The 17,514-nt window shown below is 38.9% G+C and carries 17 protein-coding genes; 11 read left to right on the plus strand and 6 right to left on the minus strand.

The window, feature by feature from the left end; genetic code table 11:
* Positions 1-23 precede the first annotated feature (23 nt).
* The 3 genes from nudK (at position 24) to uvrB (ending at position 3,651) form a co-directional block, all read left to right on the plus strand.
* Complete coding sequence (nudK, locus tag RMO03_RS04230; RefSeq protein ID WP_309640843.1) at positions 24-608, plus strand: GDP-mannose pyrophosphatase NudK; 585 nt, start codon at positions 24-26, stop codon at positions 606-608.
* Positions 609-640: 32 nt separating this feature from the next.
* The gene (gene rlmF, locus RMO03_RS04235) at positions 641-1,585 is read left to right on the plus strand and encodes a 23S rRNA (adenine(1618)-N(6))-methyltransferase RlmF (protein ID WP_309640844.1); all 945 of its coding nucleotides are present in this window, start codon (positions 641-643) and stop codon (positions 1,583-1,585) included.
* Positions 1,586-1,659: 74 nt separating this feature from the next.
* Positions 1,660-3,651: an excinuclease ABC subunit UvrB gene (gene uvrB, locus RMO03_RS04240; protein ID WP_309640845.1), complete on the plus strand. Its 1,992-nt coding sequence runs from the start codon at positions 1,660-1,662 to the stop codon at positions 3,649-3,651.
* Here the strand turns inward: uvrB and RMO03_RS04245 are convergent.
* Complete coding sequence (locus RMO03_RS04245) at positions 3,648-4,049, minus strand: TerB family tellurite resistance protein (protein WP_309640846.1); 402 nt, start codon at positions 4,047-4,049, stop codon at positions 3,648-3,650. The genes uvrB and RMO03_RS04245 overlap by 4 nt on opposite strands.
* Positions 4,050-4,105: 56 nt before the next feature.
* Here RMO03_RS04245 and RMO03_RS04250 point away from each other — a divergent pair, with 56 nt between their 5' ends.
* The 5 genes from RMO03_RS04250 to RMO03_RS04270 all read left to right on the plus strand — a co-directional run bounded on the left by RMO03_RS04250 (position 4,106) and on the right by RMO03_RS04270 (position 7,113).
* Complete coding sequence (locus tag RMO03_RS04250; RefSeq protein WP_309640847.1) at positions 4,106-4,906, plus strand: alpha/beta hydrolase-fold protein; 801 nt, start codon at positions 4,106-4,108, stop codon at positions 4,904-4,906.
* 129 nt (positions 4,907-5,035) lie between these two features.
* On the plus strand, positions 5,036-5,467 hold the full coding sequence (locus RMO03_RS04255; protein ID WP_309640848.1) for a DUF1456 family protein: 432 nt from the start codon (positions 5,036-5,038) through the stop codon (positions 5,465-5,467).
* Positions 5,468-5,476: 9 nt separating this feature from the next.
* On the plus strand, positions 5,477-5,947 hold the full coding sequence (locus tag RMO03_RS04260) for a hypothetical protein (RefSeq protein ID WP_309640849.1): 471 nt from the start codon (positions 5,477-5,479) through the stop codon (positions 5,945-5,947).
* A 233-nt stretch (positions 5,948-6,180) separates the two neighbouring features.
* A complete protein-coding gene (locus RMO03_RS04265) occupies positions 6,181-6,516 on the plus strand; it encodes a DUF6799 domain-containing protein (RefSeq protein WP_309640850.1) in 336 nt (111 codons plus the stop codon).
* Positions 6,517-7,113, plus strand: coding sequence for a DUF4142 domain-containing protein (locus RMO03_RS04270; protein ID WP_309640851.1), 597 nt, complete (start codon positions 6,517-6,519; stop codon positions 7,111-7,113).
* A gap of 135 nt (positions 7,114-7,248) precedes the next feature.
* Here RMO03_RS04270 and sucC read toward each other — a convergent pair whose 3' ends face one another.
* Positions 7,249-8,445 carry an ADP-forming succinate--CoA ligase subunit beta gene (gene sucC, locus RMO03_RS04275; protein ID WP_309640852.1) on the minus strand — a complete coding sequence of 399 codons (1,197 nt, stop codon included), beginning with the start codon at positions 8,443-8,445 and terminating at the stop codon, positions 7,249-7,251.
* Positions 8,446-8,922: 477 nt separating this feature from the next.
* Between sucC and RMO03_RS04280 the strand changes: the two genes are divergently transcribed.
* On the plus strand, positions 8,923-9,390 hold the full coding sequence (locus tag RMO03_RS04280; RefSeq protein ID WP_309640853.1) for a hypothetical protein: 468 nt from the start codon (positions 8,923-8,925) through the stop codon (positions 9,388-9,390).
* A 44-nt stretch (positions 9,391-9,434) separates the two neighbouring features.
* On the opposite strand, the gene RMO03_RS04285 is transcribed toward RMO03_RS04280, so the two are convergent.
* Entirely contained in the window at positions 9,435-9,812 is a 378-nt protein-coding gene (locus RMO03_RS04285; RefSeq protein WP_309640854.1) for a T9SS type A sorting domain-containing protein, read from the minus strand.
* 183 nt (positions 9,813-9,995) lie between these two features.
* Between RMO03_RS04285 and lysA the strand changes: the two genes are divergently transcribed.
* Both lysA and RMO03_RS04295 read left to right on the plus strand, forming a co-directional pair.
* A complete protein-coding gene (gene lysA / locus RMO03_RS04290; protein WP_309640855.1) occupies positions 9,996-11,198 on the plus strand; it encodes a diaminopimelate decarboxylase in 1,203 nt (400 codons plus the stop codon).
* Positions 11,199-11,330: 132 nt separating this feature from the next.
* Positions 11,331-12,605, plus strand: a complete 1,275-nt coding sequence (locus RMO03_RS04295; RefSeq protein ID WP_309640856.1) for a T9SS type A sorting domain-containing protein — start codon at positions 11,331-11,333, stop codon at positions 12,603-12,605.
* Here RMO03_RS04295 and RMO03_RS04300 read toward each other — a convergent pair whose 3' ends face one another.
* The 3 genes from RMO03_RS04300 to RMO03_RS04310 form a co-directional block, all read right to left on the minus strand.
* Positions 12,606-13,847: a T9SS type A sorting domain-containing protein gene (locus tag RMO03_RS04300; protein ID WP_309640857.1), complete on the minus strand. Its 1,242-nt coding sequence runs from the start codon at positions 13,845-13,847 to the stop codon at positions 12,606-12,608.
* Between the two features lie 19 nt (positions 13,848-13,866).
* Positions 13,867-15,486 carry an alkaline phosphatase PafA gene (gene pafA, locus RMO03_RS04305; RefSeq protein WP_309640858.1) on the minus strand — a complete coding sequence of 540 codons (1,620 nt, stop codon included), beginning with the start codon at positions 15,484-15,486 and terminating at the stop codon, positions 13,867-13,869.
* 145 nt (positions 15,487-15,631) lie between these two features.
* Positions 15,632-17,512, minus strand: coding sequence for an OmpA family protein (locus tag RMO03_RS04310; RefSeq protein ID WP_309640859.1), 1,881 nt, complete (start codon positions 17,510-17,512; stop codon positions 15,632-15,634).
* Between the last annotated feature and the right edge of the window lie 2 nt (positions 17,513-17,514).

Below are 17,514 nucleotides of genomic sequence, written 5' to 3' on the forward strand. Positions count from 1 at the left end.
CATTCAAACTAAATATTATTTTCATGTCGAATCCTAAAATTAAAATCACCAACACCGAAGTGCTCGCGAACAATTGGTATACATTGCGAAAAATCACTTTCGATTACCAAAAAAAAGACAATACTTGGGAAACACAAGTACGTGAAGCCTATGATCGCGGCAATGGCGCCACAATTCTACTCTACAACAAAACCAATCAAACGGTTATTCTCACGCGACAATTCCGCATGCCAACCTATCTCAACGGCAACGAAACCGGAATGATGATAGAAGCTTGCGCCGGATTATTAGACCAGGATAACCCCGAAGATTGCATCAAAAGAGAAACGGAAGAAGAAACGGGTTACCATGTGAAAGACGTTCGCAAGATTTTCGAGGTCTATATGTCGCCCGGTTCCGTCACGGAAATCGTTCACTTTTTTGTTGGTGAATATACCAAAGACATGAAAGTCAATGACGGCGGCGGTGTTGCGGATGAACAAGAAAATATTGAAGTGCTGGAATTTCCATTCAATAAAGCGTATGACATGATGGCCACTGGTGAAATCAAAGATGCAAAAACCATCATGCTGTTGCAATATGCGAAAATCAATAGCATCTTACAGTAAAGGTTCGCTATCTTTGTGCACAACTTACTGCCATGAAACCCCAAAATCCAACAGAAAAAACGCATTTGCATCCCAGAAATCTGCATCGAAACGGCTATGATTTTGAAGCTTTGATTTTGGCGAGCCCTGAATTGAAACCTTTCGTATTTACCAATCAATATCAAACGCAAACCATTGATTTTAGTGATGCTGACGCAGTAAAAAATCTCAACAAAGCGCTTTTAATTTCGTATTACAACATCGCTTTTTGGGATATTCCGGCGACTTATTTATGCCCGCCCATTCCGGGTCGTGTGGATTATATTCATTACCTCGCTGATTTACTGGCTTCAAGCAACAACGGTAGCATTCCAACATCAGAAACGATTCAAGGTTTGGATATTGGCATTGGGGCGAATAGCATTTACCCAATACTTGGAAACGCAATATACAATTGGAGTTTTGTCGGAACCGATACTGATGAAAAAGCACTTCAAAACTGCAAGAAAATCATCAGTCAAAATCCACAATTGATGGATGCGATTAGCTTGCAACTGCAAACAGAATCGAGGTTTATTTTTAAAAACATCATTGTTCCTGAAGATCGATTTACTTTCACCATGTGCAATCCGCCTTTTCATGCATCGCAGGCGGAAGCCAATAAAGCGAACCTTCGGAAAATCAATACACTTCAAAATTCGAAAAGCGAAAAACCGGTTTTAAATTTCGGTGGACAAAATGCCGAATTGTGGTGTGATGGCGGTGAAATCAAATTCATCACCCAAATGATTTTCGAAAGTGTCAAGTACGCCAAACAAGTGTTGTGGTTTACGACTTTGGTTTCCAAAAAAGACAACTTGGCGTCGATTTATAAAACCTTGCAAAAAGTCAATGCCGCCGAAATCAAAACCATCGACATGGCGCAAGGCCAGAAAAACAGCCGCATTGTAGCGTGGACTTTTTTGACACAAACGCAACAAAAAGATTGGAAGTTTTAATAATTTCAGGATTTATTTTTCTCTGATAACTTTGTACCTTAGCATCTCAGAACCTTAGCACCTTAGTACCTCAAATGAATTTCCAAGTCATCTCCGATTACCAACCAAAAGGCGACCAACCGCAAGCCATTGATAAACTTACACAAGGTGTTGTTGATGGCGAAAAATTCCAAACACTATTGGGAGTCACTGGTTCCGGAAAAACGTTTACGGTGGCGAATGTCATAGAAAATGTACAAAGACCGACTTTGGTTTTAGCGCACAATAAAACATTGGCAGCGCAACTATATTCTGAGTTCAAGCAGTTTTTCCCGCACAATGCTGTAGAATATTTTGTATCGTATTACGATTATTATCAACCAGAAGCTTTTATGCCTGTGACTGGCGTTTTCATCGAAAAGGATTTATCCATCAATGAAGAACTCGAAAAGATGCGAATGTCGACCGTATCGTCTTTATTATCCGGACGCCGCGATGTGATCGTCATTTCTTCCGTTTCGTGTTTGTATGGAATCGGAAATCCGACCGAATTTCAAAATAATATCATTCCGATTATAAAGAACCAACTCATTTCAAGAACCAAATTGTTGCATTCGTTGGTGCAAAGTTTGTACTCAAGAACCGAAGCGGATTTCACTCCGGGAAGTTTCAGAATCAAAGGCGATATTGTGGAAGTGTATCCGAGTTATGCTGATGATGGTTTTCGTATTCACTTTTTTGGAGATGAGATTGAAGAAATCGAAAGTTTTGATGTCAAAAATTCGAAAGTCATCGAACAGTATGAAAAACTCACGATTTATCCTGCGAATATGTTTGTGACTTCGCCCGATGTATTGCAAAATGCGATTTGGGAAATTCAACAGGATTTGGTGAAGCAAGTCACTTATTTCAATGAAATTGGAAAAAACCTCGAAGCGAAACGTTTGGAGGAACGCACCAATTTCGACTTAGAAATGATCCGAGAATTGGGTTATTGCTCGGGTATTGAAAACTACTCGCGCTATCTCGACGGCCGACAACCGGGCACGCGTCCTTTTTGTTTGCTCGATTATTTCCCCAAAGATTATTTGATGGTTGTTGATGAAAGTCATGTGACGCTTTCGCAAGTGCATGCGATGTATGGCGGCGACCGAAGTCGAAAGGAAAACTTAGTTGAATACGGTTTCCGTTTGCCCGCAGCGATGGACAATCGACCTTTGAAATTTGAAGAATTTGAATCCATGCAAAACCAAGTGATTTATGTTTCAGCAACACCCGCCGATTATGAATTGCAGAAAACCGATGGTGTTTATATCGAGCAAGTCATTCGTCCGACAGGTTTGCTCGATCCGATTATTGAAATCCGACCAAGCTTGAATCAGATTGATGATTTGATTGAAGAAATTCAACAGCGCGCCGAAATTGACGAACGCGTTTTGGTCACCACATTAACCAAAAGAATGGCCGAAGAACTCGCGAAATACTTGACGAAAGTGAATATTCGTTGCCGATACATTCATTCGGAAGTCGATACTTTAGAACGTATTGAAATCATGCAGGATTTGCGAAAAGGTATTTTTGATGTGCTGATTGGTGTGAATTTACTTCGTGAAGGTTTGGATTTACCCGAAGTGTCGCTTGTTGCGATTCTCGATGCCGACAAAGAAGGTTTCCTTAGAAGCCACCGTTCATTGACACAAACCATTGGTCGTGCTGCGAGAAACCTCAATGGGAAAGCGATTTTGTATGCCGATAAAATCACAAACAGCATGCAAAAAACGATTGATGAAACGAACTATCGCCGAACGAAACAAATCAATTTCAATACAGAAAACAATGTGGTTCCGATGGCGTTGAATAAGAAAATCGAAAGTGCATTCACAAAAATCCCATTGATTGATGCGGAGTTGGGCTATTTACCGTCGATGGCGGCCGAACCGGTTCAGGAATATTTATCGAAAACCGAAATTGACAAACGCATCCGTGACAAACGCAAATCGATGGAAAAAGCTGCCAAAGATTTAGATTTTATGCAAGCAGCGAAATTGCGTGATGAGATTAAAGCGTTGCAAGGGCAACTTTCTTAGTTGCTTTGCTCCTGAAAAACGCCCAATAAATAATCCGGAGATACCATATTGGTTGGTGAAAGTTTCATTGCTTTGAGAACTCGCTTCATCGCATATGGATTCAAACCCATATTGATACCAATTTCATGAATGGCATTTTTTTCACGTTCGTGCAAAACACCGTCACAGTGCATCAATAAAGCCAATCGATAAAATTGTTGAATGCGTTGAAACTCCGTTTTAATTACCGTTGGATAAAATTCCTGATGAAATAATTGCTTGAGATCTTCAGGTTTGATTTGAAGTTCGTCGGCTACCAAAGTTAAAAATTGCAGTTCACGCTCATGCAATTTTCCATCAACTACAGAAAACGAAACCATTTCCGCCAATAAATTGAGTTTTTCTTCGTAGCTATTCATCAATTGATTATTTTTAGCTAAAATATTATTTTTTGTTTAATTTGAAAATTATTCCTTTGAAATCGATCGCTTCATTCTTATTTTTATTTGCATTTTATTGCACTCAAGCGCAAGAGAGCACAGCATCAAAACAAGTTTCTACGTTTACGATCGAGGCGCCACAACTGCAATCTTCAAAAAAAATATGGTTGTATTTACCAAAGAATTACGATACATCGACCAAAAAATATCCGGTGATTTATATGCACGATGCGCAAAATTTATTCGATGACAAAACATCTTATGTCGGCGAATGGAATATTGATGAAAAACTCGATAGCCTCAACGCACAAGTTATTGTTGTGGGCATTGAGCATGGCAATGACAAGCGCATCGAAGAACTCACACCCTACAAAAACGAAAAATACGGTGGCGGAAAAGCAGAGCAATATCTCGACTTTATTGTCAATACTTTAAAACCGGAAATCGATAAAAAATACAGAACAAAACCCGATGCCAACCATACGACAATGATAGGCAGTTCCTTGGGTGGATTGGTTTCGTTTTATGCGCTTTTGAAATATCCTAAAGTGTTTGGAAAAGCCGGTGTCTTCTCACCATCGTTTTGGATTAACCGTAAAGATATCACTGCATTACTCGAAAATACTAAGAAATTGAAATCCAAGATTTACTTTATGTGTGGCGATAATGAAGGCGATGCCGATATGATTAATGACCTTAATAAAATAGAATATCTGGTCAATACCAAACGCTGTGCTTGCAAATTGCTCAACAAAAAAGTCATCGTCAAAGGCGGACAACATAACGAAAAATTATGGCGCGATGGATTTGTAAAAGCGTATCTTTGGCTTTTCTAAGTGACTGAGTTGCTGAGTAACTGAGATACTGAGAATGAGAAGCTCAACAAATTACTAAATACCCGTTTTAAAAGTCAAAATTATAACTCAGAGACTCAGCAACTCAGTCTCTCAGCAACTAAAAAAAAAATGAACAACAACGATATCTTCAAAAAACTCCGTGTCGCACTGATGTTGCGCGATGATCAAATCATAGAAATTCTTGAATTGGTTGATTTCCGTATGTCGAAAGGTGAAATTGGGAACATTTTCCGCAGTCAAGATCATGCTGATTTTATGGAATGTGGCGACCAAGTGCTTCGAAATTTCCTCAACGGATTGGTGATTCATTTGCGTGGCACTAAAGAAAATTCGAAAAATCCAAATGAGGTTTTAGCCAAACACAAAGCGGAAATTCCGGCGAAAGAGAATTTTAAATCGAGACCGGAATTCAAAGCTGCACCGAAAACTGATTTTAAGAAGAAACCTGCATCGAATGCAAAATCGCGTGAGAAAAAACCCACACCGAAAATTCAGGTGGTCGAGAAAGTAAAATTCAATAATGGGAAAAAGAAGTCTTAAACTTGTTCGATGGAAACGCTTAATACTTTATTAAATGACCTCGAAAGTAAAATAGAATACAGCGATTGTATTAATATCCATGTTTCTCAACGCGAAGTTTCTTGGCACATGGCACACAGTTTAAAAGTCGTTGGCAACATTATAAAAGCGCTTCAAAACTCGAATCCGGAAGAATACCATTGGCAGTTTAATCGTAACAGAAGCTTTGTTTATATATTGAATCACATTCCAAGAGGCAAAGGAAAAGCTCCAAAATCTGTACTTCCAGCTGATGATATCACAATCATCCAACTGCAACAAGAATTGAATACCGTAAGACAATTGGTTCTCGAATTAGAGCATTTGAATCCTAAAAGCAATTTCAAACACCCGTATTTCGGGCAATTGAATCTAAAGCAAACCAAGAAATTCTTAGACATTCATACGAAACATCATCTCAAAATCATTGATGATATCATCAAAAAAAATAGACCAACCTAAAATTTTATTCTTAAAATATTCTAATAAATAAAGGCGCATCGAAAATTCGATTGCGCCTTTTTATTTCCGTACGATTGAATCTGAAAAACATATAAGTTATTTCAAAAATAGTGTAAGGCATATTCTGGCAAAACTGTTGAATTTTACCATGTACAAAACCGAGAAAGAATTGACTGCTAATAAACTTTCAAATTCATCTCAATAGCATTTAATAATATTTAAAACTAATCCCAATGAAAAAAGCCCTCCTCACAATCGCAGCAATAATCATCACTTGTGGTGTGTTTGCACAAAATGATTCGGAAAACAAAAAAGTGAATCCAGAAAAAACCGCAACCCAAAAACAATACCCTCATCCGAACGGTTATATGATGAAAGACGGTAAACTAATGATGGTAAAAGAGGGCAACATGACTCTCGTTCAAAAAGACATTACACTCAGCAATGGTACTTTAATTATGGCTGATGGAAATTATATGGAAAAAGGAAAGTCAAAAATGATTCTTAAAGAAGGCGAACATATCGACATGAATGGGAATAAGACTCCAATGAAACCAAAAACAAAATAGATGCGACACTACATATTATACAGAACCACTTTGCAAATCTTTTTTGCTATTGTTTTGATTTTAATGATGTTTTCGTGCAACAATTCGAAAAAAGAAGAAGTACAGCAACCCAGTGTCACTGAGCAGAACGAAACCAAGATTGATGATACCAGCAAAGAAACCGATGCACAATTTCTGGTCAAAGCCACTGAAATCAGCCTCGAAGAAATCAAACTCGGGAAATTGGCACAGCAAATCGGAAGCACCAAAACAGTCCGAGATTTAGGCAAGATGATGGAAACCGAGCACGCCAAATCGCTTGCGGAAGTTACTGAACTTGCCAAAACAAAAATGGTTACCATTCCAACGGCTCCCCCTTTTGATGCTGAAGATGCCTACAACAAACTCAGTGCAAAATCTTCAGTAGATTTTGACAAGGCCTATTCCGATATGATGGTAAACGGGCATCAAGAAACTATTTTGCTATTTGAAAAAACATGCAACGAATCTCAAGATACCGACATCCGTGAATGGGCAACGAAAATGCTTCCTGCTTTAAAAATGCATCTTGCACAAGCACAAGTTGCTCAAAAGGAATCTGATAAAAATTATAGATAATATGAAAAAACAATAATAAGCTTGTAATATAACGCGGGACCTGTCAACGGTGATGCGTGTTGTTCTCGCTGTTATTGAAAAAAAAATCCTAAGTACAATGTACTTAGGATTTTTTAAATTTATTAGGTTTTATTCTTACGAACCCAAAGCTTTTTTCACTTGATCTGCAGCCTCTTGAAACTCCACCGCAGATAAAATTGGCATCCCTGAATTGTCAATCAATTCTTTGGCAATCTCAGCATTGGTACCTTGCAAACGCACGATAATCGGCACTTTGATGGCATCGCCCATATTTTTATAAGCATCCACGACACCTTGAGCTACACGGTCGCAACGTACGATTCCACCAAAAATATTAATCAAAATCGCTTTTACGTTTGGATCTTTTAAGATGATTCTGAAAGCCAATTCAACACGTTTCGCATCAGCTGTTCCTCCAACGTCTAAGAAATTCGCAGGCTCAAAACCGGCGTATTTAATCAAATCCATCGTAGCCATTGCCAAACCTGCTCCATTCACCATGCAACCTACAGTTCCATCCAAATCTACATAGTTCAAACCGGCAGCTTTCGCTTCCACTTCAATTGGGTTTTCTTCACGAACATCACGCATTTCAGCATATTGTGGGTGACGGTATAAAGCGTTGTCATCTAAATTTACTTTAGCATCAACCGCGATAATTTTATTATCCGACGTTTTCAAAACCGGATTGATTTCAAACATAGTCGCATCGCAACCTACATAAGCATTGTATAAAGCCGGAACGAATTGCGTCATTTCTTTAAAAGCCGTTCCCGACAAACCCAAATTGAAAGCAATTCTTCTCGCTTGAAAACCTTGCAATCCAACAGCTGGATCTATTTCTTCAGTAAAAATCAAATGTGGCGTGTGTTCTGCAACTTCTTCAATGTCCATTCCACCTTCTGTAGAATACATAATCATATTGCGCCCTTTTCCTCTGTTCAATAAAACCGACATATAGAATTCAGACGTTTCACTTTCACCAGGATAATACACATCTTCGGCAACCAAAACTTTATGCACTTTTTTACCTTCAGCAGAAGTTTGTGGCGTAATGAGTTGCATTCCGATAATTTGCTCAGATATTTCTTCAACCTGTTGTAAGTTTTTCGCCAATTTCACACCACCACCTTTACCTCGGCCTCCCGCATGCACTTGCGCCTTAATCACGTGCCAACCCGTTCCGGTTTCAGCAGTCAATTGTTTCGCAGCCGCAACGGCTTCTTGAGGATTGTTGGCAACATAACCGCGTTGCACTTTCACACCATAACTGGCTAATATTTCTTTTCCTTGGTATTCGTGTATGTCCATATTGAAGGTTTTTTTGACTTTTTAAAAGTGCCACAAAAATAATAAAAAACCTCAAACTATTCACTGCGATTTTGAGATTTATTTTGTGTTTTTTTAGGAGCTATTCCCGCTATCATTCCAATCTTGTCATTGCGAGCTTGCGCGGCAATCTCCCAATACCAAGGATTTTCCCTTCTATCGGGGCTAGGGCATCTCGTAGCATTCGAGAGTTATTATACAATCAGGGTTGCGTGAGGGATTGAGCCATTATTTGAGCTCTTTTTGCGCTGGCGTTCAGCGCAAAAAAGCGAGTGCGAAAGCCCGACCCTTGTGGTCACGCCCTAAAACTTACAGCCAATAATTTCATATCGACTACAGCTAACGTTCTAAAAATAAAACGATTAAGCATCCAATAATTTACTAACTTTGATGGGCAAACTTTAATTCACAGCATCATGTAATCGAAGATTCACGAAAACCAAAAAAACAATGAAAACTATGAGTAAATCTATAAAAATCATATTATGCCTGTTCGTAATGACAGCGCTAAGTTGCACCGACAATGAAACAGAAATCCCTCAAAATAATACGCCTCAAAACAAACAAAGTACCAATATCGTCAGAGACATTGGTAATACCAATACGCTTTTAAAAGGAACTTGGATCTGGACCAATACCGCCGGAGGATTTGCCGGAACCAACGAAACGCCGGCTTCTACGGGAAATACAAAAACAATCGTCTTTAGTGGCAATCATGCTTATCAATGTGCTACCAATGGCGTAACAACTTCTCAGGGAACCTATTCTATTGGAACGAAATATTGCATTCATTACGGCATCTACAAACCATCAATAGACTTTTCCGACCCAATGATTGAGGATCAAACTATTGAACGCATTTACGCTTGGGAACTAATCCTTTCGGATGATTATTTTGATGGTTACACCAGTCGTTATATAAAATAAATAACCACTTCGGTATTTTGCCAATGCTTTTAATAATTTGAAAACTAATTATTGAACCATTTTTTGCGATAGACTTTACCGCCAGACCAGACTTCAATGATGTAAAGGTCTTTTTTCAATGCCGAAACATCAACCATATAAGTGTTTTCAACCGATTTCCCGGTTGTAAAAACTATACGTCCCGAAATATCATGGATGGTTATTGTCTTCCTTTCGGATTTCTTACCCGCGAATGAAATGAGTATGTGATCATTATCTGCATTCGGGTAAACCGTAATTCCATTTTTATTACCTGCCATGAGGTCAAGGCCGATTGGGGCTTCAACATCAACGGAATCGATAGCATCGGCGCTCAAGCGGAAGTTTTTTTGCGCCTGAACTGAAGCTATTGTCAACAATAAAATGACAGTTAATTTTTTCATGGTGGATTAAGGTGATGCAAATAAACGATTTTTATTGCACTTCATCGATGAATATGCAACTTTAACACAATTTAAGTACTCCAAAATCTTATAAATCTATTACGAAAACGTTTGATTTCTAAATTCTTCTCTAATTATTTGGAAGTCAATTGCAGTAGCAATAGATTTGCTAAAAAGAACCACATGCAGCCCAAAGAACTAGTCGATTTAGCAACCGAATTCGGATGTCCGTTATACGTTTACGACGCCGAAAAAATTGAATCCCAATACCTCCGATTAACCAACGCTTTCTCGAAAGTAGAACGTCTTCGCATCAATTATGCGGTCAAAGCACTATCGAATGTTGCCATATTGCAATTCATCAAAAGCATCGGAGCCAGCCTTGACACGGTTTCCATTCAGGAAGTACAACTTGGCTTGCACGCAGGATTCCAACCAGAAGACATCATCTATACACCGAACGGCGTATCGAATGAAGAAATCGAAGAAGCTGCAGTTTTGGGTGTTCAAATCAACATCGACAATCTTTCTGTCCTAGAACAATTCGGAACCAAACACCCTAAAACTCCGGTTTGCATTCGCATCAATCCACATGTGATGGCTGGTGGAAACACTAATATTTCAGTGGGCCACATCGACAGTAAGTTTGGGATTTCGATTCATCAAATGCCACACATTTTGCGCATCGTTGAGAATACCGGAATGCACATCAACGGCATTCACATGCACACAGGTTCTGATATTCTCGACATCGAAGTATTTTTATACGCTTCTGAAATTCTGTTCGAAGCTGCGATGCATTTCAAAACTTTAGACTTTCTAGATTTCGGAAGCGGCTTCAAAGTGCCCTACAAAAAAGGCGACATCGAAACCAACATCGAAGAATTCGGGCGCAAATTGTCTAAACGTTTCAATGCTTTCGAAAAAGAATACGGTCGACCATTAACTTTAGCTTTCGAACCCGGAAAATTTCTCGTTAGTGAAGCAGGTTTCTTTTTAGCCAAAGTGAATGTAGTCAAACAAACCACATCGACAGTTTTTGCAGGCATCGACAGCGGCTTCAATCATTTGATTCGCCCAATGTTATACGGCTCGCAACACCATATCGAAAACATCTCCAACCCAAAAGGCAAAGAACGTTTCTACAGCATCGTTGGTTACATCTGCGAAACGGATACGTTTGCTAATAATCGTCGTATTGCTGAAATTCAAGAAGGTGATATTTTGTGTTTCAGAAATGCCGGTGCGTATTGTTTCTCGATGGCATCGAATTATAATTCACGCTACAAACCAGCCGAAGTGTTGTGGAAAGATGGAAAAGGAATCTTAATCCGCGAACGTGAAACTTTTGAGGATTTACTCAAGAATCAGATTTTATTGGATTAATTTAATCTCTCGCAAAGACGCAAAGGCGCAAAGAAACCGAATACTTTAGCACCTTTGCGTCTTTGCGAGAATATTTTTTTAATCTTACGCACGAATAAAATCATTATTTTTATCTCTCAAAAAAATAATGCTATGAAAACAAGATTACTTCTTATCATTTTATTTCTTTCTAATCTTTCACTTTTAGCGCAGCCTACATGGCATGAAGTATTGCCTACTTCAAGCGGTGGAAGATATGACGATGTATTTTTCTTAAATGAAAATATGGGATGGGCTGCCGGTAGTGGCGGTTTCGTATACAAAACTACTGATGGTGGCACCAATTGGGATATGCAACTTGATATGGGTGGTGTCTACATCCGAAACATCGAATTTCTGAATGAAAATGTTGGTTTCCTGGGAACACTCGATGGAGGGTTTTATAAAACAATTAACGGCGGTACTGATTGGACTTTGGTCAACAATGTCATTCCACCCAATGGCAATGACGAACCTAACGACGTGATTTGCGGATTGGACTGTGTTGGAACCCATACGATTTATGGTTGCGGTACTTATTTTGGTCCGGCTTATATCATCAAATCGGTTGATAGTGGTACTACTTGGCAATTTATTAATATGAGCGCTTATGCCGAAAGCCTTGTCGAGGTCTTGTTTGTTGATGAGAATATTGGTTATGCGTCGGGTGGCAACAGTAATGGCGGTGTGATTTTAAAAACCATCAACGGCGGGACAACATGGACAGAAATTCACCACACCGGTATCAATGGCGAATGGGTTTGGAAAATGCAGCGTTTGTTCTCTAATCCTAACGTGATGTTTGCATCGGTAGAATCGTTTTCACCACTCAATGGGAAATTACTCAAATCTGTCGATGGCGGTCAAAATTGGGTTTCGAAGGAAGTTCCTGATACCGACATACAAGCAGTAGGTTTCATTTCCGAAACGCACGGTTGGATGGGCGGTCATCATACAGGATTCCTTGAAACATTCGACAGCGGCACCACATGGACCAATACCGCATTTGGCGGAAGCCTCAACCGCATTCAGTTTTTCGACGCGAATTTGGCGTATTGCTCCGGTCGTGGCATTTATAAATTTTCGGATGAGAATCTGGGTACAAACACCTTCGCCGGAAATGCCGAAAGGGAAAAACTTGAAGTGCATGTCGTTCCTAACCCGGTTGAAAACCAATTGGACTTTAGCGTTACTTTCAAAAGCACCGATCACATTATCTTACGATTGTTCGATGCTACCGGAAAATGGCTTACTGAATTTAAAACAGAAAAAATTTATAGCGCAGGCCAACACCAATATAGTTTTCCATTTCCTTATCCAACAGGAACTTACTATTTAAGTTTGCATAACGATTCGGGTGAGCAATCGGAGAAGATTATCAAGAAATAATTATTGCTTGCTGAATTTCAAAGTTTGTATGTTGCCACTTTGATTGATTTCCAAAAAATAAATTCCGGTTTCAAAAGAAGCCACATCTAAAACCAAAGTGGTCGTGATTTTGTTTTCTTTTTCGAGTATCAATTGTCCTAAGTTGTTGTAAATTTTAATCGTAGCATTCTCAATCGTACTTCCAGAAATAGTCAGCTGATTCGAAACAGGATTCGGATACAAATCAACATTAGCCACTTCAAAAGAATTGTTAGATAAAGCTATACACGTTCCTGGAGCATCAAAAGGATTAAACCAACGCAAGGCATCTTGTTGAATCGATACATCTTCATTGCTTTCTACATCGCGGCACAACCAAGCCGTTATTGCCCCGGTTTGTAAACATTTTGGAGTTAATGCAAATCCTTCAATATTGTCATTATCGCTGTTCGGATTGGTAACATCATATTCATTAGAATCGACAAACTTTCTGTTTGCTCCAACGATTGCCGTTGTTAAATTGGTTACTTCTAATTTGTTGTTTCCGGAAATATTGTGCAGAATATACATCAAACCTGTACTTCTATCAAAAGCCAAATCGCAGCTTTCTTCTTGGTTGGTTTTGTATTTTCCGACGTAAGCAAAATCGTTATTCGTGTTCGGATTGACATCGAAAACCCAAACATAACCTTCGTCTTGATGCGCCACAAAAAACAAACCGCCCAATCCTTTGACCGAAGTGTACAATTGCCCGGTTTGTTGGCTGATAAATCCTATTGAACTCAAAAAACTATCAGGGACGAAAACTATGCCTTCGGGTCCCGTGTTTCCGGTATCTTGCATTGGTGAAGGTGAATTCAAAAGATTCCAATGCTTGAATTCGGTTACAGATGAAAAACTTGCGGTATGAGTATAACGTTTGATGGCATAGTTATTTTCATCAATCGTATAAAATTCATTCGCATACAAATTGGCTTGTGTGATGCCTTCAGGTCCACCACTTATTGTTTTATTGGCGATTTGTGTGTAAGTATTGGTCAGTGTATCCCACAGTAATACCCTAAGATGACCATCACCTTGAACACAATACAAGCGATTGTTAGTAGTATTAAAATGCAATCCACTCAAATCGGTGACACCATCAACATCCATGATATTGGTTAAATTGATTCCGTTTGACCAAGGAGATGCGGGCCATGCCTGAGCATTAGCATTAACATTCAACATCAAAAACAAAATAAAACAGTAGATAAAAGTTTTCATAAGCTAATATTTTAAGATACTAATTAGTGTCTAGTATCTCGCTGAGTACTTGAGCTTCCGTACCATTTGGAAAAGTGATTCCTATTTTTTGAGCAATCGTCGGTGCAATTTCGGTAATGACTTTTCTATCGGATGTATTTCCGGATTTGATGTTCCAACCGAAGAAAACCAGTGGCACGTGTGTGTCATAAGTATACGTTGTACCATGTGAAGTTCCTGTCGGGCCATATTCGATAAAAGCGGGTTTATCGATTAAAAGCAAATCCCCATTTTGTGTCACGTCGTAACCTCTGGCAATGCAATGCAAATGAAAATCGTTTCCGTTATCAGCCAAAATTTCTTCTTCGGTATACACGCGTTTCACTTGTTCTTGCGTCATCAAATAGTCTTTGAATGATTGTTTTACAGCAGTTAAATCTAGGTTTTTAGATTTAACTTTTTCTCGATTGATGAATACATTGAAATTCGAATAATTCAATAACAAATCTTCGCCGAAAGTGTCTGTTGAAAATTTGCGCAATCCTTTCACGATTTCCTTTGGTTCGATAGGTTGTACTGCGTAATGATGATCGGAAAGAAACTTTGCATTCTCGGCTCCGGCATGATCGGCTGTCAAAAACAACAAGTAATTGCCTTTGCCAACATTTTGGTCAAGATAATTCAAGAAATCAGCTATGGTCAAATCGAGGCGCAAATAAGTATCTTGCAATTCCATCGAGCGCGGGCCTAAAATATGTCCAACATAATCTGTTGATGAAAAGCTCACCGTTAAAAAATCGGTAATATCATCTTTACCGAGTTGTTCTTTGTCAATCGCACGTTTGGCAAAAAGCTCAAGCAAATCATTCCCAAATGGTGTGGAACGAATCAAACCGGCATCGCTTTTTTCATACATACTTTTAAGATCGTATGGAAAAACAGCTTTGTCGGCTTTACCAATTTTACCTTCATAAATATTATCATCCTCCAAACTTTCATTGTAGGTTTCAACTGGTTTTAGCAATTCCCATGGTTTAGAAAGGTAAGTCTCGTAATTTTTCTCTTTGTTGAATTCGTTCACCCAATCCGGTAAAGCAGTGCCATAGAAAGTACTCGAAATAAAACTTCCGGTTTTGCTGTACCAAAAGGCCCAATTAGCAAAATGTCCAGCTGGCAATATCGCGCCACGGTCTTTAAGGCTCATGCCAATGACTTTTCCTTTGAAGTTGGTCGACAATCGAAGTTCATCAGTAATGGTCGTCGACAATAAATTCTTAGGCGACATTTTCCCTTCATCAGCGGAACCGTTGCCTAGTGTTTGTACAGCGTCATCATCTGTGCAATAACGCTCTTTTCCGGTTTTTCTGCTAAACCATTCGTTGCCCACAATGCCGTGAATTGCCGGTGTGGTTCCGGTATAAATGGAGGCATGACCCGGTGCGGTATAAGTCGGCAGGTAATTGTAATGTGTATTGCTGAAAGTATGTCCTTGACTCATCAATCGTTTGAAACCATTGTTTGAAAAGTCTCCAGAAAAACGGTATAAATATTCCATTTTCATTTGATCGACCACGATGCCAACCACAAGTTTTGGGCGTTGTTGTTGACCGTATGAAACAATGCTCGTGATCAGTAGTAAAGTAAACAGTATTTTTTTCATAGTATAGAAATCCGATATTCTGGAAATTAAACGTTTACAAATATAATATTCTTGAGCAGTAACCATGAGAAGAAAATGTTATTTGTTGCGGTACTATTAAAAAAAAATGCCACTATCCCTAGTGGCATTTTAACCCAATTATTAACTATTTCAAAATGATAAACTCGCAACGTCTGTTGATGGAATGCTCTTGCTCGGTGCAATTATTTCCACATCTTACTAAAGGAACCGTTTCTCCGAATCCTTTCGAACGGAGTCTTTTCCTTTTAATACCATTCTTAACGAGGTACTCTAAGGTCGAGGCAGCCCGTTTGTTTGAAAGCATTATATTGTATGTGTCGGTCGCACGGGAATCGGTGTGTGCGCCTATCTCGATATCCATTTCTGGATATTTTTTCAATAAGTCAACCAATACATTTAGGATTCTTTCCGCATCGGATTTGATATCCCATTTATTTAAATCAAAATAAATATTCTCCAATACGATTTGCACTTTTCCATCTTGACGCTTGGTGATAATTTCTTCGGCATCATCATAACATTCCATGAAAAGTTCTATGGTGTAACGTAATTTTCCATCTTCATTGGTGGTGAATTCTTCGCTGTGTGGAATGTAGAAATCCTTCATAGCTTCGATTCTGTACTTTTTGTTCGGTTCGGTAGCAAATACGTAATCGCCGCCGACACCTACGACCATTTGACCTATCAAAATGTTGTTTTCATCATACAACGAAACCAAAGTCCCCGGTAACAAATTTTGGGTGTTTTTATCTTTGACTTCACCTTCTACGACATAGCGTTCTTGGTTTTCAGTTCTTGTGAAACTGTATAAAGCATCGCCGACTTTTCTGTTCGATGAGAAATAACCTAAATTTCTTTTTTCATCGACTACATAACTGAAATCATCCATGTTACTGTTGATGGTTTCACCTAAATTGAGTGGCTTGGCAAACGGTCCACCATTGAGAGATTTGCTCATAAAAATATCGAGACCGCCCATACCTTGGTGTCCATCGGAAGCGAAATATAAAGTGCTTCCATCATTGGAGATTTCCGGGAATTGCTCTCTGTGAATCGTATTGACTGCATTGCCCAAATTGATGGGTTCACCGTAAGTCCCGTCTTCATTTACGTCGACAACAAAAATATCGAATGAACCTAAAGTACCCGGCATATCGCTCGAGAAATATAGTTTCTTCCCGTCTTTCGTCAGCACCGGATGCTCAGTAGAATATAAGTCGCTACAAAATGGTAATGCTTTGATGTTCGTCCATTTGCCATCAACGAATTCTGCTTTATAGATTTTGATATTGGCAATTTTTTCTTTTCCGATTTTTACTTTTTTATCATTCGTACGATTGAAATACATGATGTGTCCGTCTTGACTGAACGTCACATTACTTTCATGGGTTTTGGTGTTGATTTCTTTTGGAAAAGGTTCGATGTTGGTCAATAACCCTTTGGCATTGACTTCCGCGCTAAACAAATCCAGATACGGTTTTTCATTCCATCCGAACGATTTGGAATCGGCAGTACGTAATGAAGCAAAAGCTACTTTATCGCCGTAGAATGACATTCCAAAATCGCCATTCGAAGTATTTTTCGACATGGTTTGCACGGTATAATTGAACGGCACATTGGTTTTGAGATTGTTGATAAATTTTGTTGTACTTACCGGAAATTTCAAATATTCACCCATAATTTGATCCGCCTTATCATAATCTGCCATACCTAATAAAGAATGGGCATACTTGAAATAATACTCAGGATTTAAAGTGTCTTTCTTATAAGTTAAAAACAATTTTCCGTAGGCACGAACGGCTTCTTTCATTTGCGTATTGTTGTAGTAGCAATCACCAAGATTTTGGAGTACATTTCTACTTTCACCAAGCTGCTCGTACATTTCAGCGGCTTTCACATAAGATCGCTTTTCGAATAATGAATTTGCTTTCTTCTCGCTTCCTTTTTGGGCCATGAGCGAAAGATTCAAGCAAAGTATAAAAAGTATATAATAGTATTTTTTCATTT

Origin of the sequence: Flavobacterium sp. (assembly GCF_031411595.1) — a bacterium.
GTDB lineage: Bacteria > Bacteroidota > Bacteroidia > Flavobacteriales > Flavobacteriaceae > Flavobacterium.